Source organism: Methylobacterium aerolatum, from assembly GCF_022179085.1.
GTDB lineage: Bacteria > Pseudomonadota > Alphaproteobacteria > Rhizobiales > Beijerinckiaceae > Methylobacterium > Methylobacterium aerolatum.
Genome location: NZ_BPQE01000034.1, coordinates 1 through 24,773 on the forward strand (window position 1 = coordinate 1; position 24,773 = coordinate 24,773).

Annotated in this window: 23 protein-coding genes; 12 read left to right on the forward strand and 11 right to left on the reverse strand. The window is 71.4% G+C overall.

Going from position 1 to position 24,773, the window contains the following annotated elements; genetic code table 11:
* Positions 1-133: 133 nt before the first annotated feature.
* Together MFF06_RS20215 and MFF06_RS20220 are read left to right on the forward strand one after the other, a co-directional pair.
* Positions 134-400, forward strand: coding sequence for a hypothetical protein (locus tag MFF06_RS20215; protein ID WP_238207408.1), 267 nt, complete (start codon positions 134-136; stop codon positions 398-400).
* Positions 397-1,050 carry a Fic/DOC family protein gene (locus MFF06_RS20220; RefSeq protein WP_238207410.1) on the forward strand — a complete coding sequence of 218 codons (654 nt, stop codon included), beginning with the start codon at positions 397-399 and terminating at the stop codon, positions 1,048-1,050. The genes MFF06_RS20215 and MFF06_RS20220 overlap by 4 nt, the downstream gene beginning before the upstream one ends.
* A 4-nt stretch (positions 1,051-1,054) precedes the next feature.
* Here the strand turns inward: MFF06_RS20220 and MFF06_RS20225 are convergent, their stop codons facing one another.
* On the reverse strand, positions 1,055-2,128 hold the full coding sequence (locus MFF06_RS20225) for a tartrate dehydrogenase (RefSeq protein ID WP_238207412.1): 1,074 nt from the start codon (positions 2,126-2,128) through the stop codon (positions 1,055-1,057).
* A 103-nt stretch (positions 2,129-2,231) separates the two neighbouring features.
* The gene (locus tag MFF06_RS20230; protein ID WP_238207573.1) at positions 2,232-3,191 is read right to left on the reverse strand and encodes a LysR family transcriptional regulator; all 960 of its coding nucleotides are present in this window, start codon (positions 3,189-3,191) and stop codon (positions 2,232-2,234) included.
* Positions 3,192-3,310: 119 nt separating this feature from the next.
* Between MFF06_RS20230 and MFF06_RS20235 the strand changes: the two genes are divergently transcribed.
* From MFF06_RS20235 to MFF06_RS20250, 4 genes are read left to right on the forward strand one after another with little or no spacing between them, the layout of a single operon-like run.
* On the forward strand, positions 3,311-4,285 hold the full coding sequence (locus MFF06_RS20235; RefSeq protein WP_238207414.1) for an ABC transporter substrate-binding protein: 975 nt from the start codon (positions 3,311-3,313) through the stop codon (positions 4,283-4,285).
* Positions 4,282-5,130, forward strand: a complete 849-nt coding sequence (locus MFF06_RS20240) for an ABC transporter permease (protein ID WP_238207416.1) — start codon at positions 4,282-4,284, stop codon at positions 5,128-5,130. The genes MFF06_RS20235 and MFF06_RS20240 overlap by 4 nt, the downstream gene beginning before the upstream one ends.
* Positions 5,123-5,902: an ABC transporter ATP-binding protein gene (locus tag MFF06_RS20245; RefSeq protein WP_238207418.1), complete on the forward strand. Its 780-nt coding sequence runs from the start codon at positions 5,123-5,125 to the stop codon at positions 5,900-5,902. The genes MFF06_RS20240 and MFF06_RS20245 overlap by 8 nt, the downstream gene beginning before the upstream one ends.
* Before the next feature lie 10 nt (positions 5,903-5,912).
* Positions 5,913-6,830: a polysaccharide deacetylase family protein gene (locus tag MFF06_RS20250; protein WP_238207420.1), complete on the forward strand. Its 918-nt coding sequence runs from the start codon at positions 5,913-5,915 to the stop codon at positions 6,828-6,830.
* Between the two features lie 232 nt (positions 6,831-7,062).
* On the opposite strand, the gene MFF06_RS20255 is transcribed toward MFF06_RS20250, so the two are convergent.
* The 4 genes from MFF06_RS20255 to alr form a co-directional block, all read right to left on the reverse strand.
* The gene (locus tag MFF06_RS20255; protein WP_238207422.1) at positions 7,063-8,922 is read right to left on the reverse strand and encodes a chloride channel protein; all 1,860 of its coding nucleotides are present in this window, start codon (positions 8,920-8,922) and stop codon (positions 7,063-7,065) included.
* Positions 8,919-9,839 carry a HEPN domain-containing protein gene (locus tag MFF06_RS20260; RefSeq protein ID WP_238207424.1) on the reverse strand — a complete coding sequence of 307 codons (921 nt, stop codon included), beginning with the start codon at positions 9,837-9,839 and terminating at the stop codon, positions 8,919-8,921. The genes MFF06_RS20255 and MFF06_RS20260 overlap by 4 nt, the downstream gene beginning before the upstream one ends.
* A 323-nt stretch (positions 9,840-10,162) precedes the next feature.
* Positions 10,163-11,593 carry a DNA repair protein RadA gene (gene radA, locus MFF06_RS20265; RefSeq protein ID WP_238207426.1) on the reverse strand — a complete coding sequence of 477 codons (1,431 nt, stop codon included), beginning with the start codon at positions 11,591-11,593 and terminating at the stop codon, positions 10,163-10,165.
* A gap of 196 nt (positions 11,594-11,789) precedes the next feature.
* Positions 11,790-12,914: an alanine racemase gene (gene alr / locus MFF06_RS20270; protein ID WP_238207428.1), complete on the reverse strand. Its 1,125-nt coding sequence runs from the start codon at positions 12,912-12,914 to the stop codon at positions 11,790-11,792.
* A 177-nt stretch (positions 12,915-13,091) separates the two neighbouring features.
* On the opposite strand from alr, the gene MFF06_RS20275 reads away from it, so the two are divergent.
* The 6 genes from MFF06_RS20275 to MFF06_RS20300 all read left to right on the forward strand — a co-directional run bounded on the left by MFF06_RS20275 (position 13,092) and on the right by MFF06_RS20300 (position 18,710).
* Positions 13,092-13,910 (forward strand): hypothetical protein, encoded by an 819-nt coding sequence (locus MFF06_RS20275; protein WP_238207429.1) that lies wholly within the window; start codon positions 13,092-13,094, stop codon positions 13,908-13,910.
* 159 nt (positions 13,911-14,069) lie between these two features.
* Positions 14,070-14,666 (forward strand): CvpA family protein, encoded by a 597-nt coding sequence (locus MFF06_RS20280; protein WP_238207431.1) that lies wholly within the window; start codon positions 14,070-14,072, stop codon positions 14,664-14,666.
* A 120-nt stretch (positions 14,667-14,786) separates the two neighbouring features.
* Positions 14,787-16,280 carry an amidophosphoribosyltransferase gene (purF, locus tag MFF06_RS20285; RefSeq protein ID WP_238207433.1) on the forward strand — a complete coding sequence of 498 codons (1,494 nt, stop codon included), beginning with the start codon at positions 14,787-14,789 and terminating at the stop codon, positions 16,278-16,280.
* Between the two features lie 7 nt (positions 16,281-16,287).
* Positions 16,288-17,046 (forward strand): SDR family NAD(P)-dependent oxidoreductase, encoded by a 759-nt coding sequence (locus tag MFF06_RS20290; RefSeq protein ID WP_238207435.1) that lies wholly within the window; start codon positions 16,288-16,290, stop codon positions 17,044-17,046.
* A 7-nt stretch (positions 17,047-17,053) separates the two neighbouring features.
* Positions 17,054-17,464, forward strand: a complete 411-nt coding sequence (locus tag MFF06_RS20295) for a dihydrofolate reductase family protein (RefSeq protein ID WP_238207437.1) — start codon at positions 17,054-17,056, stop codon at positions 17,462-17,464.
* Between the two features lie 130 nt (positions 17,465-17,594).
* Positions 17,595-18,710, forward strand: coding sequence for a carboxylate-amine ligase (locus tag MFF06_RS20300; RefSeq protein WP_238207439.1), 1,116 nt, complete (start codon positions 17,595-17,597; stop codon positions 18,708-18,710).
* Positions 18,711-18,727: 17 nt separating this feature from the next.
* Here the strand turns inward: MFF06_RS20300 and MFF06_RS20305 are convergent, their stop codons facing one another.
* The 5 genes from MFF06_RS20305 to MFF06_RS20325 all read right to left on the reverse strand — a co-directional run bounded on the left by MFF06_RS20305 (position 18,728) and on the right by MFF06_RS20325 (position 24,545).
* Complete coding sequence (locus tag MFF06_RS20305) at positions 18,728-19,132, reverse strand: PilZ domain-containing protein (RefSeq protein ID WP_238207441.1); 405 nt, start codon at positions 19,130-19,132, stop codon at positions 18,728-18,730.
* Positions 19,129-20,196 (reverse strand): HD-GYP domain-containing protein, encoded by a 1,068-nt coding sequence (locus MFF06_RS20310; protein ID WP_238207443.1) that lies wholly within the window; start codon positions 20,194-20,196, stop codon positions 19,129-19,131. Before MFF06_RS20310 ends, MFF06_RS20305 begins: the two co-directional genes overlap by 4 nt.
* A complete protein-coding gene (locus MFF06_RS20315) occupies positions 20,189-21,487 on the reverse strand; it encodes a DUF2336 domain-containing protein (protein WP_238207445.1) in 1,299 nt (432 codons plus the stop codon). Before MFF06_RS20315 ends, MFF06_RS20310 begins: the two co-directional genes overlap by 8 nt.
* 10 nt (positions 21,488-21,497) lie before the next feature.
* A complete protein-coding gene (locus MFF06_RS20320) occupies positions 21,498-22,358 on the reverse strand; it encodes a response regulator (RefSeq protein ID WP_238207447.1) in 861 nt (286 codons plus the stop codon).
* Between the two features lie 930 nt (positions 22,359-23,288).
* Positions 23,289-24,545: a hypothetical protein gene (locus MFF06_RS20325; protein ID WP_238207449.1), complete on the reverse strand. Its 1,257-nt coding sequence runs from the start codon at positions 24,543-24,545 to the stop codon at positions 23,289-23,291.
* Positions 24,546-24,773 lie beyond the last annotated feature (228 nt).

The following is a 24,773-nucleotide window of genomic DNA, read 5'->3' on the forward strand; positions in this document are numbered from 1 at the left end:
GTCGTCACAGACGCGATGCCCTCGGAGAAGACCGAGGCCACCGACAACGTCGTCAGCGTCCGCCGCCGGCCGCGCTGAGGGCTATAGGCAGGGCCGGGCGGGATGGGGTACCCTCCCGCCCGAGGAGATCGCCATGAGCGCATCGGCCGCCATCCTGGCCCCTGTCCCCACGGCCAAGGAGATCATCCACGATCTCGCCCGCCGTCACGGCATCCGCTACGAGCGGGCCGACAGCGACGATTGGGCCGAAGCCGTCTCGCGCGTCGCCGGTGACGACGTGGACCTCGACGAGACCGAGTGGCTGCTCGTGGCGCTCGGCCGTGCCGAAATCATGCCCGACATCGACAACACGTTGCTGCATGCTCGCTACCTCGCTGAGCGGGACGGCCGCGCGGCGTGACCTTCGACGTCTTCGGTGATTTCGAGACGCGGGGTTACCTCCGCAACGTCGCCGGTCTGAAGGACCTCGCCCAGGTCAAATTGCTGGAGCACCGGGCGTTCATGATGCGGGTCGACAAGGCCCTCGCCGCCCTGTCCCGCCGCAAGCCGCTGACCTACCCCGACATCCTGCGCACCCACGCGATCCTGTTCGGCTCGGTCTATCCCTGGGCCGGTCGCGACCGGCTGGAAACCGCCCCCCACACGAACATCAGCCGGGGCGGCTTCGATCGCATGTTCGCCTTCCCGCAAGACGTGCGGCGAGCCCTCGAATACGCCCTTCGGCAGGGCAACGATCCTGCCTTCATGCGGGCGAAGCCCGGCGAAGTGTTGGGTTCGCTGGCCCATGCCCATCCGTTCCTCGACGGGAACGGGCGCACCCTCATGACCGTGCACACGGTGCTCGCGAACCGCGCCGGGCTCGCCATCGCGTGGCAGGAGACCGACAAGACCGCCTTCCTGTCGGCCCTGACCCGGGAGATCCACCTGCCGGGCGACGGCATCCTCGATGCCTACCTCGCGCCCTTCATCCGGCCTCCGATGCCACCACGGGAGCAGGCCGAGGGGCTGAGGGTGCTGAGGACCCTCGGCTCCGCCCCCGCCCTGGGCTGACCGGTCAGCCCAGGGCCTCCTCCACCGCCTTGCCGCAGGTCTCGGTGCCGGCATTGCCGCCGAGGTCGCGCGTCCGAAGCGTCCGCTCGGCGAGCACGCGCTCGATGCCGGCGACGATCTCCTTCGCCGCCGCGGATTCCCCGAGATGCTCCAGCATCATCGCGCCGGACCAGATCTGGCCGATGGGGTTGGCGACGCCCTGGCCCGCGATGTCGGGGGCCGAGCCGTGGACCGGCTCGAAGACCGACGGATGCACCCGCTCCGGGTTGATGTTGCCGGACGGCGCGATGCCGATGGTGCCCGTGCAGGCGGGGCCGAGATCCGAGAGGATGTCGCCGAACAGGTTCGAGGCCACGACCACGTCGAACCGGTCCGGGTTCAGCACGAAATGGGCGGTGAGGATGTCGATGTGGTACTGGTCCCAGCGCACGTCGGGATAGGTCTTGGCCATCTCCCGCACCCGCTCGTCCCAGTACGGCATGGTGATGGAGATGCCGTTGGACTTGGTGGCCGAGGTCAGGTGCTTGCGCGGCAGGGTCTCAGCGAGGTCGAAGGCGAATTTCAGGATCCGGTCGACGCCGTGGCGCGTCATGATTGTCTCCTGCAGGGCGAATTCCCGGTCCGTGCCCGCGAACATCCGGCCGCCCGCGTTGGAATACTCCCCCTCGGTGTTCTCGCGGACGACCCAGAAGTCGATGTCGCCGGGCTTCCGGTCGGCCAGCGGGCACTTCACGCCGGGCATCAGGCGCACCGGGCGCAGGTTGACGTACTGGTCGAACTCCCGCCGGAACAGGATCAGCGAACCCCAGAGCGAGATGTGGTCCGGCACCCGGTCGGGCATTCCGACCGCGCCGAAGAAGATGGCGTCGTGCCCCGAGATCTGGGCCTTCCAGTCCTCGGGCATCATCCGCCCGTGCTTCTCGTAGTAGTCGCAGGAGGAGAAATCGAACCAGTCGAGCTGCAGGGCGAAGCCATGGCGCTTGGCGGCCTTCTCCAGCACGCGCACGCCCTCCGGCACCACCTCCTTGCCGATGCCGTCGCCGGGAATCACCGCGATGCGGTAGCTGCGCTCTGCCATGGGTTTCCTCCGTGTGCCCCGTTGCGCCCCAAGGTGCGGGAACCCGCCGCCGGGTCAAGGGACGGGATTCCCGAAGGCGCGAGCCCGCAGCCGGGTGCGGGGCTCAAGCCCCGCGTTGCCCGGGGGCCCCGTTCTCGCTCCCGGGCCGCTCCGCCCGTGAAAGGGATCGGGGCGGCTGCCGGTTGAGGCGGGCCGAGAGTTGGTCGGCGAACTTCGCGGCGGCCACCGGGAGCAGGCGCCCGCGCAACTGCGCGAGGTAGAGCGTCATCGGCGTCAGGTCGCGGCCATCGATCGGGCGGCTGCGCAGGCGGGGATCGTCCGGAATGCCGCTCTGGATCTGGAGGGTGACCAGATCCTCGCGCAGCACGAGGTTGCGCAGGAACTCCAGCGAGCCGGATTCCACCGCCGGGCGCAGCCCGACGCCGCGGCGGGCCAACGCCTGCTCGATGTGGTGGCGGATCGCCAGGGAGCGGTCCGGCAAAGCGAGGGCATGGCCGAGGCAGTCGCGCAGGCGCACCGGTCCCTCCTCCGCCGCCAGCGGATGCCCGGCCCGCATCAGCGCGCAGAGCGGCTGGTCGCCGGTATAGAGCGGGTGCAGATCCGCCGAGGGCGGCGGCTCCAGCACCAGGGCGAGGTCCGCCTCGAAGGCGATCAGGGCCGCCACCGCCTGGGCATGGTCGCGGACCTGCACCGTGAAGCCCACCTGGGGAAACTGCGCCCGATAGGCCTCCACCTCCTCCGGCACCGTCTGCGTGACGAAGGCTTGGCTGCATGCCAGCGCCACGTGGCCGCGCCGTACGCCGGACAGGTCGGCGATCTGCGAGCGCACGCGATCGAGGTCGGCCGCCTGATCGCGGATGTGCCGGGCCAGCAGCTCGCCCGCCGCGTTGAGGCGCATCCCCTGCGGCAACCGCTCGAAGATCGGCGTGCCGAGCTCGTACTCGATGTCCTGGATCTGCCGGGTGAGGGCCGAGGGCGTGAGGTTGAGCCGCTCGGCCGCCCGCCGGATCGAGCCCGCCCGAGCCACCTCGGCGACGTAGGTCAGGGTGCGCTGGTGCCTCACACCCGTCATGCTGTCCCCCCGTTTCGAAAAAGGCAACGGGTGGATCGAAAATGAGCACTCGCCCGCAACAAGACCCCCGGATAGCCTCGGACGTGTCGGGACCCTGAAGGAGCCCTCGGATGATCCGCCGTCGCACCCTCCTCTCCGGCCTCGGGGCCGGTCTCCTCGCCCCCCTCGCCCCCCTGACCAGCCGCGCAGCCTCGGCCCAGGGCGCGCCGTCCGCCGAACCGGTGACGATCCGGATGGGCTCGCTGAAGCTGATCCATTCGATCGCGCCGCACTTCTACGAGCGCTTCACCCCCGCGGGCGTGACGGTGGAGGTCATCCCCTTCGAGAGCCCCACCGAGTGCAAGAACGCCGTCGTCACCAAATCGGTGGATTTCGGCACGTTCGGCATCGCTGCGGCGACCCTCGGGGCGGCGGCGGGCGAGCCCCTGGCGGTCATCGCCTCCACCTGCAACCGCGGCATGGCGGTGATCGCCAAGAAGGATTCCGACATCCGCGCGATCAAGGACCTCAAGGGCCGCCGGGTGGCGATCTGGCCGGGCAGCACCCAGGAGGTCTTCGTTCTGGAGCGGATGCGGATGGAGGGGCTGTCCATCAAGGACATCACCCCGGTGCGCGTCTCCTTCTCGGAGATGCACATCGCCCTCGCCCGCGGCGATGTGGACGCCTATGTCGGCGCCGAGCCCGGCCCCGGCGTGAGTCTCGCCTCCGGCGTCGGGCAGCTCGTGGAATATCCCTACGGCACCGAGATGGGGGCCTTGAACATGGTGTTCGGCGCCCACCGCGACACGGTCGCGGAGCGGCCGGCTCTGGTGCGGACCATGCTGGAGATCCACCGCAAGGCCACGGATTTCGCGGCCAAGGACCGCGAGGCGATGATCGCCATGGCCGTGGCCAAGCTCGGCCAGAAGCGCGAGGCGTTGGAGATCTCCGCCCCGAACGTCGAGCTGACCTGGAAGCTCGGCCCCGACGAGGTGCGGCAGGCCGGGGCTTATGCCCAGCACATGCTGGCGCTCAAGCAGATCCGCCGCCTGCCCGAGCCCGGCTTCATCGACACCCGCTTCGTCGACGCGATGAGGGACGCGTGAGCACCGGGGCCGAAACCGGGATCCTCCCGGCGACGCCCGTGACGCCCCGGGGCGCCCGTCCCTCCCTGGCGCGGCTGCGCGGGCCGGCCCTCGCCCTCGTGGTCCCGCTCGCCCTCGTCGTCGTCTGGCATCTCACCACGGCGGGCCGGCCCTACAGCCTGATTCCGCCCCCCGCCGAGGTCTGGGCGGAGATGCGCGACCTCGCGGTGGGCGGCGTGAACGACGACGCCTTCAGCGGCACCCTGTGGACGCATCTCGCGGCCTCGCTCACCCGGGTCTACGGCGGCTTCGTCCTGGCGGCGGCGGCGGCCCTGCCGCTCGGCCTGCTGATCGGCCGCGTGCCCCTGGCGCGGGCGCTCCTCGATCCCCTGTTGCAGGTGCTGCGGCCGGTGCCCGTGACCGCGTGGCTGCCGCTGGCGATGATCCTCTTCGGCCTCGGCCCGCGCTCGGCCTTCTTCCTCGTCTTCCTGGGGGCGTTCTACCCGATCCTCGTCAACACCGTGTTCGGCGTGCGCTCCGTCGAGCCGCGGCTGTTCGAGGCGGCGTCCATGCTCGGTTGCACCGGCGCGGCGCAGTTCACCCGGGTGGTGTTGCCGGCGGCGCTGCCTTCGATCTTCACCGGCCTGCGCCTCGGGCTCGGCTTCGCGTGGGTGGTGATCGTGGTCGGCGAGATGACCGGCGTCCAGACGGGGCTCGGCGCGATCATCATGGAGGCCCGCCAGCTCTCCCGCACCGAGATCGTGATCTGCGGCATGGCGGTGATCGGCGCCGCCGGCTTCGTCTCCGACTGGCTGGTGATGAGCCTCGGCCGCCGTCTGCTCGCCTGGAGCCCGTCCCATGGCTGATCCCACCATTCCGATCCTCGACATGCGCGGCGTATCGAAGACCTACCTGTCCAAGGGCCGCGCCACCGAGGCCCTGCGCGGCGCGAATCTCACGGTCCGCCGCGGCGAGTTCGTCTGCCTGCTCGGCGCTTCGGGCTGCGGGAAGTCCACGCTCCTGCGGATCGCCGCCGGCTTCGAGGCGCCGACCGGGGGCGAGGCGCTGATGTGGGACAAGCCGATCCCGGGGCCCGGCCCGAGCCGCGGGATGGTCTTCCAGGATTACGGCCTGTTCCCCTGGCTCACCGTCCGCGACAACATCGGCTTCGGGCCGCAATCGCGCGGACGGCCGGCGGCCGAGGTGCGCGAGACGGTGGAGCGCTACATCGCCCTAGTGGGCCTCCAGGCCTTCGCCGACGCCCACCCGCACCAGCTCTCGGGGGGCATGAAGCAGCGGGTCGCCATCGCCCGGGTGCTCGCCAACGAGGCGGAGGTCGTGCTGATGGACGAGCCCTTCGGCGCCCTCGACGCGATGACCCGCGAGCGCCTTCAGGACGAGTTGCTCGACCTGTGGGCGCGCACGGGCCTCACCGTCCTGTTCGTGACTCATGCCATCGAGGAGGCGATCTTCCTCGCCGACCGCGTGGTGATGATGTCGCCGGGCCCCGGTCGGATCGAGGCGGTGCACGGCATCGACCTCCCGCGCCGCAGGGACGTATCGAGCCCGGCCTTCAACGACCTGCGCCGGATGCTGGCCGCGCAGCTCCACAGCCACCACGCCCCGAAGGCCGCCTGAGGCCATCCCGATGACGGAAGCCGCCTCCGCCGATCCCCGCCGCCCCGAGAACCGGCTCGCCTACCGCGCCGCCATCGACCGTCCCCGCCTCACCCTGCCGGGGGGCCGGCACGTCGCGGTGTGGCCGGTGGTGAACGTCGAGCACTGGCTCATCGACCATCCCATGCCGCGCCAGATCCTCGTGCCGCCGACGGGCGCGAGCCTGCTGCCGGACCTGCCGAACTGGGCGTGGCACGAATACGGGATGCGGGTCGGGTTCTGGCGCTTCCTCGACGCCTTCGCCCGCCGCGGCCTGCGCCCGACCCTGTCGATCAACGGCTCGGTCTGCACCGCCTATCCGCGGGTGGCGGCGGCGGCGCGGGATGCCGGCTGGGAGTTCATGGCCCACGGCTTCCATCAGGTGCCCACGCACCGGGTGGCCGACGAGGCGGCGATGATCGCCCGCACCGTCGGCACCATCGCGGACTTCGTGGGCGCGCCTCCGCGCGGCTGGCTGGGGCCGGGCCTGACCGAGACCCTCGACACGCCCGACCACCTGCGCGCCAACGGGCTCGCCTATGTCGGCGACTTCGTGGTGGACGACAGGCCCTGCCGGATCGCCACGCGCGAGGGGCCCCTCGTGGCGCTGCCCTATTCGGTCGAACTGAACGACATCCCCCTCCTCGCCATCCAGCACCATCGGGCCGACGAGTTCGTGGAGCGGGCGCTCGCCTCCCTCGACCGGCTGAGCGCGGAGGCCGCGGGGGACGGTCCCCTCGGCGGGGCGAAGGTGATGGGCTTCGCCATCCACCCCTACATCACCGGCGTGCCCCACCGCATCGGCCTCCTGGAGCGTCTCCTCGATGCCCTCCTGGCCCGCTCCGACGTGGCGATCATGCAGGGGGGCGAGATCCTCGACTGGTACCTCGGCACCGGCGACGACGCCTGACCGGGCGGCGACGGACGCGGCACCGGCCTGTCCGGAAGGGCCGTTCTCAGGGCCCGGCCGGAAGGGAAGCGGTTCTCCCCCTTGCGCCCTCGTCCTGAGGTGCCCGGCTTGCCGGGCCTCGACGGAAGGCTCCACGGATCGCGGAGTCTTTTGGAGCCTTCCTTCGAGGCGGCTTCGCCACACCCCAGGATGAGGGGGTGGAATGAAAGTCAGCGACCTTCCGGCCGGGCCCTCAGGTCGATTCGCCCACCATCGCCCGGCGCTGGCGGTCGAGTTCCTCGCTGTAGCGCTTGAGGGTGTGGCTCTCGGTGAGCAGGCCGATCACCGCGCGGGCGCCGTCGAGGACGGCCAGCGCCTCGCTCTCCGTCCGGTCGAAGACGGCCACCGCGTCCTTGGCATTCATCTCCGGGGTCAGGAAGGCGTCGGCGCAGCGTAGGAGGTCGGCGAGGACCGGCTGCTCGCCTGTGGTCGCCTCCCGGGCCGTGGCGTGGGCCTCCGGCACCGAGACGATGCCGGCGTAGCGCCCCTGCCCGTCCACCACCACCACGCGGGAGGGCGAGCCGAGGGGGTGGGCGCGCAGGAAGGTCGGCAGCGGCGTGTCCAGGAGCACCGTCCCCACCTCCCGCCGCATCAGGCGGCCGACGGTGAGGGAGCGGATCCAGCCGACGTCGTGCGCGCTGCGGATGCTCTCGCCGCGCAGGTGGAAGCGCCAGGTGGCGAAGGAATAGCCGAAGGTCTTTCGCACCGTCAGCGAGGAGGCGATCACCGCCGCGAGCACGAGGCCGGTGATCGGCAGGCTCCCCGTCGCCTCGAGTGCGAGGAACGTCATGGTCAGGGGGCCGCCGATCACGGCCACCGCGAGCGCGCTCATGCCGATCACCGCATAGGCGAGCGGCGTCAGGCCGAAGCCCGCCATGGCCGGCACCACCAGGGGCGCGGCGACGGCGAAGAACGTCCCCGCCACGGCGCCGAGGAACAGGGAGGCGAAGAACAGACCGCCCCGGAACCCCGCGCCGATGGAGATCGCCGAGGCCGTCGCCTTGGCCGCGAACAGTCCCGCCAGGGCGAGGGCGTCCGCGCCCTGGGCGGCGTCGGCGAAGTGCAGGTGCAGGGCGCCGTGGCCGCCGGAGAGCACCTGCGGCGTCCCGGCCAGCGCCAGCGCCCCGACGCAGAGCCCGCCGAGCGCCGGACCGGCGATGCGGGGCAGCCCGGAGGCCTGCACCGCCTGCTCCACCAGGGTGACGCCCCGCATCACCGCGATGCCGAGGCCCGCGCAGAACAGCCCGAGCAGCAGGCTCGGCAGGATCTCCAGGCTGGTGATGTGCGAGGTCGTCGCCGCCGAGACGCTGTCGACGGCGACGAGGGGCTGCGCGCCGAGGATCGCCTGCGAGACGGCGCTGCCGCACAGGGCCGCCGCGACGACCGGCGTGAGCGTCGCGATGGAATAGGTGCCGATGATCAGTTCGAAGGCGTAGAACGCCCCCGTCAGCGGCGCCCCGAAGGCCGCCGCGATGGCCGCCGCCGCGCCGCAGCCGACGAGGGTGCGCAGGTCCGTCCGGCGGACCTCGAAGGCGATGCCGAGCCGCGAGGCGAGCCCGGAGGAGATCTGCGTGTAGCCCGCCTCCAGGCCGACGGAGGCGCCGCAGCCGTTCGAGAGGATGTTCTGGACGCCGAGATAGAGGCTGTCGCGCAGCGACATCCGGCCGCCGTGCAGGGCGTTCGCCTCGATCGGATCGATGGCCGGGCGCTTGCGCGGGCCGCGCAGGTACTGGACGAGGAGGATCAGCAAGCCGAGGGCCAGCCCGCCGAGGCAGGGGCCGGCGAGCAGCAGGATCGGCGTCACGCCGTCGGCGGCGCTCAGGCGGGTGCCGGGGGGCAACCGGTAGAGCGCCTCGCGCAGCCCCTGCGTCAGCCAGGTCATGCCGGAGACGGCGAGGCCCGAGACACCGCCCACGACCATGGCGAGGAGGACGAGGCCGCCCTCGCTCCGCCGCACGAAGGCCCGCAGGCGGCCGGGGGCCTGGACGAACGGGACCCGCCCGCGCCGCCGGCTTGTCTCCGACTCGGTGGGCCGTCCGGGAGCCGCGCTCATTCCGGCCCGTCTGGCCGTCGGCCGAGATGATCGAGGCCTATCTCGCTGACGAGTCGGCTCATGATCTCGATCCGCTCCACCAGCCACGCCAACTCCTCCCGGCTAATGGCGTAATGGGGTGAGTATCGGGCCTTCACGTAGGCATCGTGAAGCAAATTGAAGCAGCGTCGGGCGAACCGGGTGTTGCGCGGCCACGCTTCGACGAGGCGCGGGGCGACGCCCTCGGCGATGGGTCGCAGCCGCCGCAGAGCGTGGAGCTTCGGGCTGTAGAGCGTCAGCGTCAGCAAGGTGCAGTGGAACAGTTCTTCTGTCACCTGATGCAGATCGAAGGCGGCTTGATTGGTGAAGTTCTCGGCGAGGGCGAACTTTGCAATTTTGAATCGCCGTCCGGCTGCCTCGAACCACTTATCGAAATTGTTCCAGGCCTCGATTCTCCGATCTTCCTCGGTGAGCGGTCCGGGCTTGGCGAACGGATGCCCCTCGGCCTCGAAGAGCACGATGCCCTCGCGCACGATGTCCACGAAGAACGGGCGGCCCCGGGCGAGTTGATCGTTCACGTCATGCAGGCTGTGGACGATCAAGCTGACCGTGGCCGTGGAGAATCCCTTGGCCATCTCGTGCTGGATGAAGCGGTCCCTGGCCTTGTCCCAGACGTCGAAATCCCCGGCGAGGCGCTCGTCGTTGACGACGAGCAGCAGGTCGTAATCCGAGAAATAGCCCGATCGCCGGTCCTCGACCCAGCCGCCCCGAGCGTGCGACCCGAACAGGATCACCTTGAGGATGCGCCCGCGCTTGCGCGCCGCGGTGAGCTTGCCCTTCTGCGCCTGGTCGCATTCCTCGAAGAGAATCTGCGCGGCCCGCGCGAGATCGCGGCGCTTGTGGGCGGGCAGGTGGGCGAGGCGATCTTCGAACAACATGACGACGTCCGCGTCCGGTACCCGGACGGAGGCCGGATAAGAGACACAAAAACCGTTACGGCACGAGGGGCTCCGCGTCCCCGTTCCGCCATCGCAGCGCCTGCGCTGCGACGCTAGAGCCGGGGCCGATCGGGCGGACCATCCCTGTCGATGAATTCCTGGTCGTCATTGAGAGCGCAGCGAAGCAATCCAGGGAGCCGCCCCGTCCTGAGAGGTCCCGCTGCCCTGGATCGCTTCGCTGCGCTCGCAATGACGGTGGAGCGGGGGCGATCCAGACATCCCAGCAAGTAACAGCGAGGATGAGGGAACGGCGAGGCACCCCCTCAATACTCGTCCTCCATCTCTCGCGCCTGCGCCCGCCCGCGCCCCCCTCGACGGGCCGAGCCTGCGCCGATGCCGGCCACGAGGTCGGCGATGTGGCGCAGCGTCTCGACGGAGAGCACCTTCTCGCCCTCGCCCCGCCCCTGCGGGATGAGGGCCTTGGCGAAGCCGAGCTTCTGGGCCTCCTTCAGCCGGGCGCCCGCCTGCGCCACCGGGCGGATGGCGCCGGACAGGCCGATCTCGCCGAAATAGACCGTCTCGGCGGGCAGCACCGCGCCCGAGAGCGACGAGACCAGGGCGGCGGCCACCGCGAGGTCCGCCGCCGGCTCCACCACCCTCAGGCCGCCCGCGACGTTGAGGTAGACGTCGTGGGCCCCGAGCCGGATGCCCGCATGGGCCTCCAGCACCGCGAGCACCATGGAGAGGCGGTTCGGGTCCCAGCCCACCACCGCCCGCCGGGGCATCCCGAGGGAGGAGGGGGCCACCAGGGCCTGGATCTCCACCAGCAGCGGCCGCGTGCCCTCCATGCCCGCGAAGACGGCGGTGCCCGCCGCCTGCTGGTCCCGGCCCGCCAGGAACAGGGCGGAGGGGTTGGGCACCTCCGCCAGCCCCGCATCGGTCATCTCGAACACGCCGATCTCGTCGGTGGGGCCGAAGCGGTTCTTCACGGCGCGCAGGATGCGGAAATGGTGTCCCTGGTCGCCCTCGAAGGAGGCCACCGCATCGACCATGTGCTCCACCACGCGCGGACCCGCGATCTGCCCGTCCTTGGTGACGTGGCCGACCAGGATCACCGCCGTGCCGGTGGTCTTGGCGAAGCGGATCAGCGCCTGGGCGGAGGAGCGCACCTGCGTGACCGTGCCGGGGGCCGATTCGACGGTCTCGGTCCACATGGTCTGGATCGAATCGATCACCGCCAGCGCCGGGGGCTTGCCCTGGCTCAGGGTCTCGACGATGTCCTCGACGTTGGTCTGGGCGGCGAGTTGCACGGTGGCCTGGGCGAGGCCGAGGCGTTCCGCCCGCAGGCGCACCTGCCCCACCGCCTCCTCGCCGGAGATGTAGGCGACGCCCGCACCCTGCTGGGCCATCGCGGCGGCGGCCTGCATCAGCAGGGTCGACTTGCCGATGCCGGGATCGCCGCCGAGCAGGATCACCGAGCCGCGCACGAAGCCGCCGCCCGTCACCCGGTCGAGCTCGCCGATGCCGCTCGCCGTGCGGGGCGCCTCCTTGGCCTCGCCGGTCAGCCCCTCCAGCGGGAAGATCCGGCCGCGGGCGCGCGAGGGCCGGGTGGCGGCGGGGCCGGACTGGCCGGGGCCGCCCGCCGTCTCCTCCTGGATCGTGTTCCAGCCGTCGCAGGCCTCGCAGCGCCCGCGCCACCGGTTGTAGACCGCCCCGCAGGACTGGCAGACGAAGGTCTGGTGGATCTTGGCCATTCTCGTGGGACTTTTTCCGCTCGGCCGCCGTCATTCCCTCCAGCCCTCACCCGGCATCCTGACCGTCATTGCGAGCGCAGCGAAGCAATCTAGGAGCGGCGGGCCGCTTGCCGAGGTCGCGAATCCCTGGATTGCTTCGCTGCGCTCGCAATGACGGAGGACTGAGAGGTTTCCGGCTCGCCTCACCGGAAGGGGGTCAGGAGAGTGTGTGTTCGACCTCCCCACCATAATCCCGAACATAACGGGAACCAAGGCCCGTCAGGATCTCGTATCCGATGGTCCCGGCCGAGCGCCCCACCGTGTCGAGGTCGAGGGCGTCGCCGATCAGCACCGCCGACGCACCCCGGCGGGCGGCGGGGGCGTCCGTCACGTCGAGGATGATCAGGTCCATGGAGACGAGGCCGAGGATCGGGCAGGGCACGCCGCCCACGAGGGCGTGGCCGCGCCCGCTGAGCGCCCTCGGCAGGCCGTCGGCATAGCCGAGCGAGAGGGTGGCGAGGCGGCGGGGGCCGGGCGCGGTCCAGAGGCCGTTGTAGCCGGCGGTCATCCCGGCCTCGACCTGCCGGATTTGGACGATGGCCGCCTCCAGCCGCACCACCGGCCGCATCGGGTTCGCCCGGCCGGGCGTCGGGTTGCCGCCGAACAGGGCGTAGCCCGGCCGCAGGAGGTCGTGCCGGGCGCCGTCGAGGAAGATCCCCGAGGAGTTGGCGAGCGAGCCCCGCAGCCCCGGCAGGGCGGCTCGCACCCGGGAAAAGTCGGCGATCTGCCGGGCGTTGACCGGATCGCCGGGCCTCTCGGCGCTGACGAAGTGGCTCATCACGAGGTCGAGGCCCGCCTCCGCGATCCGGGCATCGCCCCCCAGCGCCAGCGCCTCGGGGATGGACAGGCCGAGCCGGTTCATGCCCGTATCGACATGGAGCGCCGCCGGGCGGCGGCCCCGCGAGAGGGCGGCCCATTCGGTGAGTTCGTCCAGGCTGCCGAGGACCGGGCGCAGGTCCGCGGCGGCGAAGGCGGGCCCCGCGCCGGGGAGCAACCCGTTGAGCACGTAGATCGCCGCCTCCGGCAGCACGGCGCGGGCGGCCAGGCCCTCGGACAGGTGCGCCACGAAGAAGGTCCGGCAGCCCGCGGCCCACAGGGCCGGCCCGGCGCCGCCGATGCCGGTGCCGTAGGCGTCGGCCTTGACCACCGCGCCGCATTCCGCGCCCGGAGCCTCCGCCGCGAGGCGCCGCCAGTTCGCGGCGAGCGCCGCGAGATCGACGGTGAGCCGCGCCCCGTGGACGCCCTTCGCGCCGTCCGGTTCCGGAGGTGCCTCACCCGTCACGCCGTCACTCCCGCCCACTCGCCTCACGTCCCCGGTCCGCGCCCCGGTCCCGAACGGATGCACGAGCCGGACCCTCCGCGCCAGTCCGCCCGGCCGGGACCGGCGACGGGGAACCCCGCCGCTCCGCCGCCATTTCCTGCAGTCCACGATCCTCGGCGGAAGCGGGAGATGCGAGCCATGCTGCAAGCCATGCCGCGCGGAGTGCGGACCCTCTGCCTCGCGGCGGTCGCCACGGCGGCGGCGGGCCCGGCCCTCGCCCAGACCGCCGGAGGCACGCCCTCGATCGCGGCGATCAACATTAGTCCCACCGCCCCCGGCTTCGTGGCGCCGGCACTGGTGGTGCCGCAGAGGGCCATCTCCAATCCCGGCGGGCTGAGTTCCAACGGCACCCTCGGCGCGGGATCGTTTCCCACCGTCTCGCCCCTGACCGGCGGCATCGTGAATGCCGGGGGCCTGAGCTTCGGCTCGGGCGTGACCGTGGGGCGAATCGCCACCGGCACCGGGCTGTCCATCGGGGCGAGGGGCAGCGCCGCGTCCTCCGGCCTGTCTTCGGCGGGGCTCGGCAGCGGCGGCACCGCCACGCTCGGCTCCTTCGGCACCTCGGGCGTCCTCGGCACGTCGAGCGGGTTCGGCGGGGCGGCGGGGCTCTCCTCGTCGTCGGCGCGTCTCGGATCCTCGGGACTCGGCGGCGTCGGGCTGGTCGGCTTCGGCAGCGCCGATTTCGCCGTGACGACGCCGGGGCTCGGCAGCGTGACGGCCACGGGCGGGGCGGTGCGGGGCACGAACACCGCGCCCGCCACCGGCGGGGGTGGCGGCGGCAGCGGGGCGGGCATCGCCGGATCCTCGGCCGCCACGCCCCTGCCGCAGGCCGCCCCCACGACGGGAGGCGGCGGCGGATCGCCCGGCGGGGCCGGCATCGCGGGCGCGGCCACGGCCTCCAACGACCCGTGCGCGCAATCCGCCGCCGCGGCCTGCCTGGGTGGCGGCGCCTATTGATCCGTCCGCTCCCGCGGCCTGATGCAACGGTGATACACGCCCTCGGGGCTTGCAGCGGGGCAGGGTGACGGCCGAGGTTCCGCAAGATATACTGAGGCAGTCGTCGGGGGCGCCGCACGGGCCTCGTCGGCCTCTCCCGTGCGTTGTTGAAGTCAGGCGATGCCGTTCACTGTTCTTGATCTCGTCGTCCTCGGCATCGTGGCGGTGTCGGCGCTTCTCGCGGCCGTCCGGGGCGTCACCCGCGAGGTCCTGGCGATCGTCGCGTGGGTCGTGGCGGCGGCGATGGCGTGGTCTTTCTACCCGCTGCTTCTGCCCACGGTGAAGCAGCACGTCAGCAGCGACACGGTCGCCCTCGTCAGCGCCATCGCGGCCATCTTCCTCGTCACGCTCGTCATCGTCTCGATCATCACCGTGAAGGTCTCCGACGTGGTCCTCGATTCGCGCATCGGCGCGGTGGACCGGTCGCTCGGCTTCCTCTTCGGCGCGGCCCGGGGCTTCCTGATCTGCGTGATCGGCTGGGTCTTCCTGGCGTGGCTGGTGCAGGGCAAGGTGCCCGATTGGGCCGCCCAGGCCCGCACGCGGCCGATGCTGGAGAAGTCCGGCGACGCCCTGGTGGCGCAGCTGCCCGAGAACCCCGACGGGTTCCTCAAGCAGTTCAAGAAGCCCAAGCCGCTGACCCCGCCGAACGAGGCGGCGGACGCGCCGGCCGACGACACGGCCGTGCAGAAGCGGACGGAGACGGCGCCCAAGCGCTGAGCGGGACGGGCCGCTGCCCTGCATTGCGCACCGTTGGCCTGCGGGGTCGGAGAGGTTACATCACCGTGGCGCAACGCTACCGGTAGTGTCGGCGCCTCCAGGAAGTGACCGAGCCCGAGCATGTCGCGACCCCACGCCGACTTGTCAGCCGATTCCGATCTGACCTCCTTCGACCTCGACGGCGATACCCTGCGCGAGGAGTGCGGGGTCTTCGGCATCTTCGGCCACCCGGACGCCTCGGCCATCGTGGCGCTGGGGCTCCACGCCCTCCAGCACCGCGGCCAGGAGGCGGCGGGCATCGTCTCCTTCGACGGGGAGGCCCACGTCTTCCACTCGGAGCGGCGGCCGGGCCTCGTGGGCGATTCGTTCTCGGACGCGGCGACCATCGAGCGCCTGAAGGGCCGGGCCGCCATCGGCCACGTCCGCTACTCCACGACGGGCGGGACGATCCTGCGCAACGTCCAGCCCCTCTTCGCCGAACTCGCCGGCGGCGGGCTCGCGGTGGCCCACAACGGCAACCTGACCAACGCCCTCTCCATCCGCCGCGACCTCGTGCGCGACGGGGCCATCACGCAATCGACCTCCGACACGGAGGTGATCCTCCACCTCGCCGCCCGCTCGCGCAAACCCCGGATCATCCAGCGCTTCATCGATGCGCTCCAGGCGATCCAGGGGGCCTACGCCCTCGTGGCGCTCACGAACAAGAAGCTGATCGGCGCCCGCGACCCGCTGGGCATCCGCCCGCTGGTGCTCGGCGAACTCGACGGCCGCTACCTCCTGGCCTCCGAGACCTGCGCGCTGGACATCATCGGCGCCCGCTACGTCCGCGACATCGAGAACGGCGAAATCGTCGTCATCTCCGAGGAGGGGATCGAGTCGATCCGCTTCGCCGACGCCCAGCCGATGCGGCCGTGCATCTTCGAGTACATCTACTTCGCCCGGCCGGATTCGGTGGTGAACGGCAAGAGCGTCTACGGGGTGCGCAAGGCGATCGGCCACGAGCTCGCCCGGGAGGCCCGCGCCGAGGCCGACGTGGTGGTGCCGGTGCCGGATTCTGGCGTGCCGGCGGCGCTCGGCTACAGCCAGGAGACGGGCATCCCCTTCGAGATGGGGATTATCCGCAACCACTATGTCGGGCGCACCTTCATCCAGCCGACCCAGTCGGTACGGGAACTCGGCGTGCGCATGAAGCACTCGGCCAACCGCGCGGCGGTGGCGGGCAAGCGGATCGTGCTCGTCGACGACAGCTTGGTGCGCGGCACCACCTCGGTGAAGATCGTGCGCATGATGCGCGAGGCCGGCGCGGCGGAGGTGCACTTCCGCATCGCCTCGCCGCCGATCACGCACCCCGACTTCTACGGCATCGACACGCCGGAGCGGGAGAAGCTGCTGGCCGCCACCCACGACCTGGAGGGGATGCGCCAGTATATCGGCGCCGATTCCCTGGCCTTCCTCTCGATTCCCGGCCTCTACCGGGCGATGGGCGAGGAGGAGCGCAACGGCGCCTGCCCGCAATACACCGACCATTGCTTCACCGGCGAGTACCCGACGGGCCTGACCGACCTGACGATCGCCAGCCCCCGCCAGATGGCGATGCTCGCCGAGGCCGACTGATCCCCCCATGGCTGGCTCTCCTTCGCCGTCCCGTCCCCTCGACGGCCGCATCAGTGTCGTCACCGGCGCCTCGCGCGGCATCGGCCGGGCCGCGGCCCTGGCGCTCGCCGAGGCCGGGGCGCACGTCGTCGCGGTCGCCCGCACGCAAGGCGCGCTGGAGGAACTCGACGACGAGATCCGCCGGATCGGCGGCAGCACCACCCTGGTGCCCCTCGACCTCAAGGACTTCGACGCCATCGACCGCCTCGGCGCCGCGATCCACGAGCGCTGGGGCAAGCTCGACATCCTGATCGGCAACGCGGGCGTGCTCGGCGTGCTGATGCCGCTCGGCCATGTCGACCCCAAGATCTGGGCGAGCACGCTGGACATCAACGTCACCGCCAACTGGCGGCTGATCCGCTCGCTGGATCCGCTGCTGCGGATGTCCGACGCGGGCCGGGCGATCTTCGTGACGTCGGGGGCGGCCAATTCCTGCCGGGCCTACTGGGGGCCCTACAGCGTCACCAAGGCGGCGCTCGAAGCCCTGGTGCGCACCTACGCCGCCGAGACGGAATCGACCGCCGTGCGGACGATGCTGGTGAGCCCCGGCGCGCTGCGCACCCGGATGCGCCGGTCGGCCATGCCCGGCGAGGACCCGCAGACGTTGCGCACGCCGGAGGACCTCGCCCCGCACTTCGTCCGCCTCGCTTCGCCGGACTGGCGCGAGACCGGGCTGATCTACGACTTCAAGCAGGACCGGCTGCTGACCCCTCGCGCGCCGGAGTGAGACCCGTATGATCGACGTCAGGGCAATGTGCGCCATCGGGCAGCGGGGCCAGCTCGGCCTCCACGGGCGCCTGCCCTGGGAGGGCAACACCGATCCGCTCTTCGTGGAGGACGTGACGCGCTTCTTCGCGGAGACGCAGGGGCATGTGCTGATCGCCGGGCCGAAGACCATCGAGGCGGTGCCCGACTTCGCCTTCAAGGACCGCACCATCGACATCATCCGCTCGCACGAGGACCCGCAGGCGGTGCTCGCCCGCTATCCCGGGCGGCGGATCTTCGTCGGCGGCGGCGTGGCGGTCTGGAACGTCTACGCGCCCTTCATCCAGCAATGGGACATCACCCGCCTGCCCTATGACGGCGAGGCGGACCGCTGGTTCGACCCCGCCTGGCTGGTCGGCGGGGCGCTGCGCCGGGGTTGACGAGCGACGCGGCTCCAGCCGGCTGCCGATCACCGCACGCTCGCAACGACCAGGGCGGCCCGGAGACGCGGGCCGTTCCGATCCGGTCCCTCCCTGGACAGGCATGGCCCCCCGCCCCACTGTCATTCCCATGAGCGAGCACCCCTACTCTTTCGGGATCGAGGAAGAATACTTCCTCGCCGACGCGCAGACCCGCGGCACGCCGCGCGGCGACCTCGCCGCCTTCCACAAAGAGGCGGAGGCGCGCCTGCCCGAGACGGGACGCGAATTGGTAGCGGCGCAGATCGAGCTCTGCACCCCGCCGCTCGCCGTGATGGCGCAAGCGCGCGACAACCTCGGCGGCCAGCGCGCCCTGCTGAAGGAGATCGCCGCCCGGCACGGGCTCACGCTCATGGCCTGCGGCACCCACCCCCTCGCGCGCCGGGAGAGCCAGACGGCGAGCGACGGCGAGCGCTATCGGGACATCCTCTCCGATCTCGGCCTCGCCGCGAGGCGGGCGCTGATCTGCGGCATGCACGTCCATGTCGAGGTGCCGGATCCGGCGGCGCGGGTGGACCTGATGAACCGGCTGCTGCCGTTCCAGCCGATGCTGCTCGCCCTCTCGGCCTCCTCGCCGTTCTGGCAGGGAGAGGCGACGGGGATGGCCGCCTACCGCCTCTGCGTGTTCGGCGAGATGCCCCGCACCGGCCTGCCCGAACTCTTCGCCGACACCGCCGCCTACGAGCGGTTCGTCGCCATCATGACCCGCAGCGGCGCCATCGCGGATGCCAGCTACCTGTGGTGGTCGCTGCGCCCCTCGATCAAGTTCCCGACGCTGGAACTGCGCATCGCCGACGCCTGCACCCGGCTCGAGGATTCGCTCTGCCTCGCGGCGCTGTTCCGCTGCCTCGTGCGGCTCTGCGTGCGCCGGCCCGACCTGAATGCCGGCCTCGACGGGGTTTCGCGGGCGTTGGCGCTGGAGAACCTGTGGCGGGCACAGGCCCACGGTACCCGCGCCGCCTGGATCGACGAGGCGCAGGGCCGGGCCATCCCCTTCGCGGAGGCCCTGGAGGCGGTCCTCGCCCTGGTCGCCGAGGATGCGCGGGCGCTGGGCTGCACGGCGGAGGTCGCCCGTGCCCGCGCCATCGTCGCGGAGGGCACGAGCGCCGACCGCCAGATCGCCGCCTACGAGGCGGCCCGGACGGCGGGCGGAGACGACCGGGCGGCGCTGGCGGCGGCGGTGGACTGGGTCGCCGGGGCGGTGTGACGCCGCCCGCGCCGCGGTCAGAACTGCGAGATGCGGCTGCCGCGCCGGGGCATGGACTCATGGCCCTTGTAGCCGGTCTCGGCGGGGGTGTCCGGCGGCGGGGGCGGAGCCTTCGCCTCGATCTTGCCCACCCGCTCGATCTGCACGCCGACGTTGGTGCCCCGGCGCCACATCATGCGCACGGCGCAGACGAAATCGCGCCCGATCACCCGGAACATGAAGCGCTCGGGCAACTCCATCTCCTCGGGGACCGTCAGCCGTGCGCCGGAGGTCGAGACGTCCTTGACCGTGGTCGGGATCTCCTGCCCGTCGAACAGGCGGATCTTCGCGATCCAGTTGGTGGACTTCCGTTCCTCCCGGCGCGCCGTCCAGTGTCCGGCCGCCACGAAGGTATGCTCGTCCGCTCCGCCGTCGCCCGTCATGCCGCGCCTCCGCCTGCCGCCAGTTCGAAGGCCCCGGCCACGGGTTTGAACGCCCGGATGAGGTCCCCATCGAGCTTGCCGGTCATCGACTCGATGATGGCGAGCGCGGCCGATTCGCTCAGGGCCGCCTTGTAGGGCCGCTTCTCGATCAGGGCGGCGTAGATGTCGCTGATCGTCACCAGCCGCACGAGGTCGGGGATCTCGGCCCCCCGCAACCCGTCCGGGTAGCCCGAGCCGTCCAGCATCTCGTGATGCGCGCGCACCACCATGAGCGTGGCGTCGTCGAAGCCCGATCCGAGGAGCATGGCGTGGCCGATGGCGGGGTGGGTCCGCATGATCGTCAACTCGTTCGGATCGAGGCGCCCCGGCTTGTTGAGGATGGCCGGCGGGATCTTCGTCTTGCCGACGTCGTGCAGGAGCGCGGCCTTGGCGAGGAGCTGCCGGTCCCGTTCGCCGAGCCCGAGGGACACGGCGAAGGCCACCGAGAGCCCCGCCACCAGCAGGATGTGCTGGTGGGTGACGTCGTCGAAGCACTGCACCGCCCGCACCCAATCGCGGATGCCGGCCTCGTGGATCGCCTGCGCCACGAGTTCGGTGCCGGCCTCGGCCAGCGCCGGGGTCATCATCTCCCCGGAGAAGAAGGCGTGGGTGAGATAATCCTTGGCCTTGTCCGCCTGCTTCACTGCGACGAGGCCGAGGGGGGCCGGCTGCGGCACCGGCCGGGGCGGCTGCTTCAGCCGCGTCGCCAGCACGCGGGCGGCCGTGGCGGCCGGAATCGCCTCGGCGCCGATGAGCCGAGCCTGCACCTCGGCCCGGGCGGTGTTGCCGTGCACGAGGAGCAGGTGAGGCACGTCCCGCCCCCGCATCGCGTCGAGACAGCGGCGCAGGCGCACCAGCGCCTCGGAGGTCAGGTCCTTGACGTCGCTGACGATCATCCCCGGCCGGTCGGCGGGGACCGCCTCCTCGTACAGGTCGTGGATCCCGCAGCTGTCGGCCCGGCCCATGTCCCTGGCCAGCCGCTTCGCGTGGGGCAGGTCGTCGGTGATGACGAGGAGATCAAGCATGGCCGGCTCCCTCGGCGTGGCGGCCCCCGGGGCCGCGGCCACGGGCGTCGTCCTGGTCGCCGGCTCGGCCGGCTGCGCGGCCGGCTTCCTGGGTGCCATGGGGTTCTGGCGTCGTCATCGCCGCGACCGCGGTCACGCCGCGGCTCCCTGGTTCGTCCGAAACGGTGGTGAAGGCACTGAGGCCGAGCCGCACCGCCGCATGGCGGGCGACGTGGCGGGCGGTCGGTTCGCCCATGTCGGCGTGGAGGCGGTGGATCGCCGCCAAGGTCTCGGGGGTGGGCTGCGCCGCCCGGGGCAGGTGCATCAGCGCCTTCAGCAACCCCCAGGAATGGCCGAGGCCCCGCAGCACGACGGCAAGCGCCGAGCGGTCGGCGGTCTCGGCGCAGGCGATCACGACATCGACGGGCAGGCCCGCATCCCGGCCGAGCACCGCCACGACGTCCTCCACCCGGCGCAGGGCCATCCAGTGCAGGAGCCTCGCGCTCCCGACGGAGGCCCGCCCGAACCCGTCCGGCCTGCCGGCGATCGCCGCCGCCGACGCATAGGCCGCCGCGCGCTCCGGCGGGACCGGCGCGGCGAAGGTCGCCGCCACCCGGTCGAGCAGCGCGTCCGCCTCCGCCTCGCCGCAGCCGAGATCGGCCACGAGTCCCGCGAGGGCCTCGCGCCGGGTCAGCGACACGAGGACGGCCCGGTCGGTCCCGGAAAGATCCGCCCGGCACGCCAGGGCCGCGGCGACGCCCGGCGCCTCCGCCGCGCGCGCCGTCAGGGTCGAGAGCAGGGCGGCCGGGACATCGGCGCCGGGATTGCCGAGGAGGAGCGCGGCCACGGCGAGCGACCCGTGCCGGACGAGGGCGTCGCAGATCATCGGGCTCACCGCCCGGCGACGGGCCAACGCCTGCAGGTGGATCTCGCCGAGGACGGGAATCAGCTCGCCCAGCCACGCGTCGTCGAAGCTCGGGCAATCCTCCAGAAGGGGCCGCGCGACATCGAACAGGGGATCCGTGGCGAGCCGGGTCGCCGCCCGCCGGGGCGCCCGTCGCAGGGGCGCCAGATGCCGGGCGAAGGCGGCGCGGGCCACGTCGTCCACCTGATCGAGGAGGTTGGAGAGGAGCAGGTCGAAGGCCGGCTTGTCGGAGACGGGCAGCCGGGACCATCGCCGGGTCAGCACATCGGCGGAATGCAGGAGCAGTTCCGACTGGCGCCCCCGATCGCCGCTGAGGATCGCCTCCTCGATGTCGCGGATGAGGCCGTCGAGGCGGGGGAGCGGCTTGCGTCCCAACACGGCGCTCATGGGCCGACGCTCATAGGAGGGTGATCCGCTTCGGCACGGCGGTGGCCAGCCTCTCAGCGTCGAGGCGCAGGCTCTCCGAGCGCAGGGCCTCGAGGACGTAGGGCCGCCACAAGCCGAAGGTCTCGTAGACGAGCCTGTCGAGGTCGGTGGCGTCGAAGGGCATCCGCAGGAACGCCTTGGCGCCGAACAGGGCGAGTTGCGCCGCGCTCGGCTCCTCGGCCGCGCCCCCGGCGATGACGATGCGCGTTCCCGCCCCGAGGGCATCGAGGCGGCAGGCGGCCTCGCTGACGGGCATGTCCGGGATCGAGGAGCCGAGGATCGCGAGGTCGAAGCCTGCCGCCCCGCCATCCGCGGCCTGCTGCTTGGTCTGCTCCTTGGCGAGGCGCACCGCCGTCTTGCCGTCCATGGCCTCGCTCACGCGGAAGCGGAAGGTGGTCGTCTCCAGCATCTGGCGGGCGAGCACCCGCGTCCGGTGCCCCGGCTCGACGAGGAGGAGGGTGAGTTCCCGGCAGAGGACGGCGGCCGCCTGCAGGACGTGGCCGACGTTGCGGGGCGAGAGCGGCTTGAGGAGCACGTCGTAGGCGTCGAGGACGCGGGCCACGCCGGACCAGCGTGCGCTCAGGAGATCCGCCACGAGGACGACGACGCTTCTTGCGCCCTTGCCCTCGCGCCACGCGGTGATCGTCCGCCCGTCCGTGTCGGGCAGGATCGTGTCGATGAACAGGATGTCGGGCGCCTCACCCGCCAGGGCGGCCCGCAACTCGGCCCCGTTGCTCGCCTCGACCATGCGGGCCGTCGGTGCGGCCCCGGCGATGGCCTCGACGAGGGCCAGCCGCGTCTCCTCGTCGGCATCGGCGATCAGGATTTTCATCGCGCGCGCCGAATCGTCACGGGTGTCGTCATGGGGCGGAGACCTGTCCGCGGCCGGGCCCGGGCGCGGCCGGGGCGCCGGCAGACCGGGCCCCTCACCGCCACCTCGAAGCTCGCGACCGCCTCACCTCAAGATTGTTTCCAGACCGTAACCCGGAAACAGCAGAAATCTTGCCCCAAAAGTCCTAAAGCAATCCCTACAACCTCCAAAACTAGGTTGCTTTGAATTCGCTGAATTGAAAGCAGAAGATCTCAGATATGCAATCAGAAGTTGCATAAACTGGAACGTCACGCGGCATTTCTCTGGACGCCCCGCCGCCGCCCGCCGCCATGGGACGCGGGAGAATCACCACATCCGCCTCGGTGAGGGCGTTGCCCGACCGGACCGTGCCCGTCCCGCCCTCGGGCGGTAACCTGTGACGGTTGGCCACCGGGCGCCGGGAGAATCGGCCGGGACGTCGGCGATGGGCGGAGAGGGATGCGATCGGCCCCACCAGCCGTGAACGGGGGGATGCCAAAGCCGGCGGGGCCTGCCGGATTGGATCCGACCATCCGAGGGTATCCCTGGACCCCACAGTCACAATCACATGGATTAACGCCCCGCGAGATCAGTGATCACAGTCGGCCGCACCCCTCGTGCAGCGATACGCTCACTCCGTTCATGGCTGCCTGCACGGGAGCCGTCGTCGATCGGGCCGAGCCACCCCCGTCGTCGATGCGAACGCAGTGAAGCATTCCAGGGATGCTGACCGTTCGGGAGCGTTCCGCCAACCCTGGATTGCTGCGCTGTCGCTCGCAAAGACGGAGATGCGTGAGCCACCTCGGTGGGATCCGGCTTTCGCTCATTATTCTTGCATCGATTTTCCGGTCCCGGCCGACGCCGCCGTCTGGCGCGATGCACGAGATCGGCGGCCGGTGGCGCGGGGCGCCGTCATTGCTCGATGAACGGCCTGTCCGACAGGAACCAGATGCTCTTGCAGAGCTGGCCCCCGAGGCCGGTCGCGGTGAGCGTCACCGGCGCCCCCTCGGGCAGGGAATAGCGGTAATGGGCCATGAGGTCGCAATGGCTCGGGGCCTCGGATCCCAGGCAGGTCACGCTGCGCCGGATCGGCGAGGGGAACCCGGACGGGTGGGTCATGTAGACGTTGAAGTCGGAGGTCTCGCCGACGGTCTCCAGGGTGATCGCGACGGTGCCCTCGCAGGTGAGGGTCACCCCCGTCGCCGTCGATTGCGCGGTGACGGCGACGCCGGCGGCCGCCTCGAGCCGGAGACCCGTGAGGCGCAACCCATGGCGGGCGACGATGGCGCGGAGGGAGTCCCACTGCGCGTCGGCGGCGACATCCGGGCCGAGGCCGCCGGGCGAGAGGGCGAAGGCGGCCCCCTCGGACAGGGCCGTGGCGCCGTGGTTGCCGTAGTAGCGCCAGCGGTCGAGGAAGCGGACGTTGCCCGCCATGTGCAGCGCCCGGATCGGCGTGCCGGTCCGGCCGTCGGCGAAATGGGAGAGGCCGTTCTCCGAGACTTCCGCCACGCCCCAGCGGGTGATGAAGTTCTGGGTGCTCGGCAGGAGCACGAGGTCCCCCGTGGCGGCCCAGAGATGCAGGATCGTGGTGTCGATCCCGAAGCAGTTCTGGAGATCGGTGCCGATCGCCTCCGTCTGCCGCAGCACGTGTTGGCCGAACTGCGCCCAGGCGGCCGCCGTGCCGGCCACGAGCCCCGCCTGGAGGGCATAACCGTGCCGCTGCAGGACCTCCGTGACGACGCGGTGCCAGTTCTCGTCCTTCCGGGGGCCGATCAGCGGGGAGATGACGAACTGGCAGAAGAGCGGATCGGGGCAGGCGTACAGGCTCTCCCCGTCGATGAGCGAGAACAGGTCGAAATGCGGCGAAGCGAACCAGAGGTCGGCATCGTAGAGCGCCGCCTTGCGGATCTCGGGATGCGCGGCGCAGAACTCGGCCACCTCCACGTACCGCCCGAGCGGCAGGCCGCGCTCGGGCCGGGCCGCCACGACCTCGATTCCCTGATCGCGCAGGCGGGCGGATTTCGCGGGCGACAGGCCGTAGCCGAGCACGACGAGCCGCCCCGCGAAATCCGTCCGCCGCAGGGACAGGACGAAGGGAATCAGCATCTCGTACCAAGCGCTGTGATTGTCGTTGATCGCGACGAGGATCGCGCAGTCGTTTCCGGCCACGAAATAGACCTGTAGTTGTATATAGAAATATCGGTTGTATTTCTCCCAAATATCACGCCGGTTTGGCAGAAGAATGCAATCGAAATCTGAGGAAGGGACGGACGAAGCCTATCGATGGCCCTCCCCGGCCGCCGGAGTGACCGCGCTGACGCAACGCTGCTCAGGGCCGGTCTGGAAAGACCCTTGCTCCCACGCTCGCCCTCGCCCCGCGTGTCCGGCCGTCAAGAT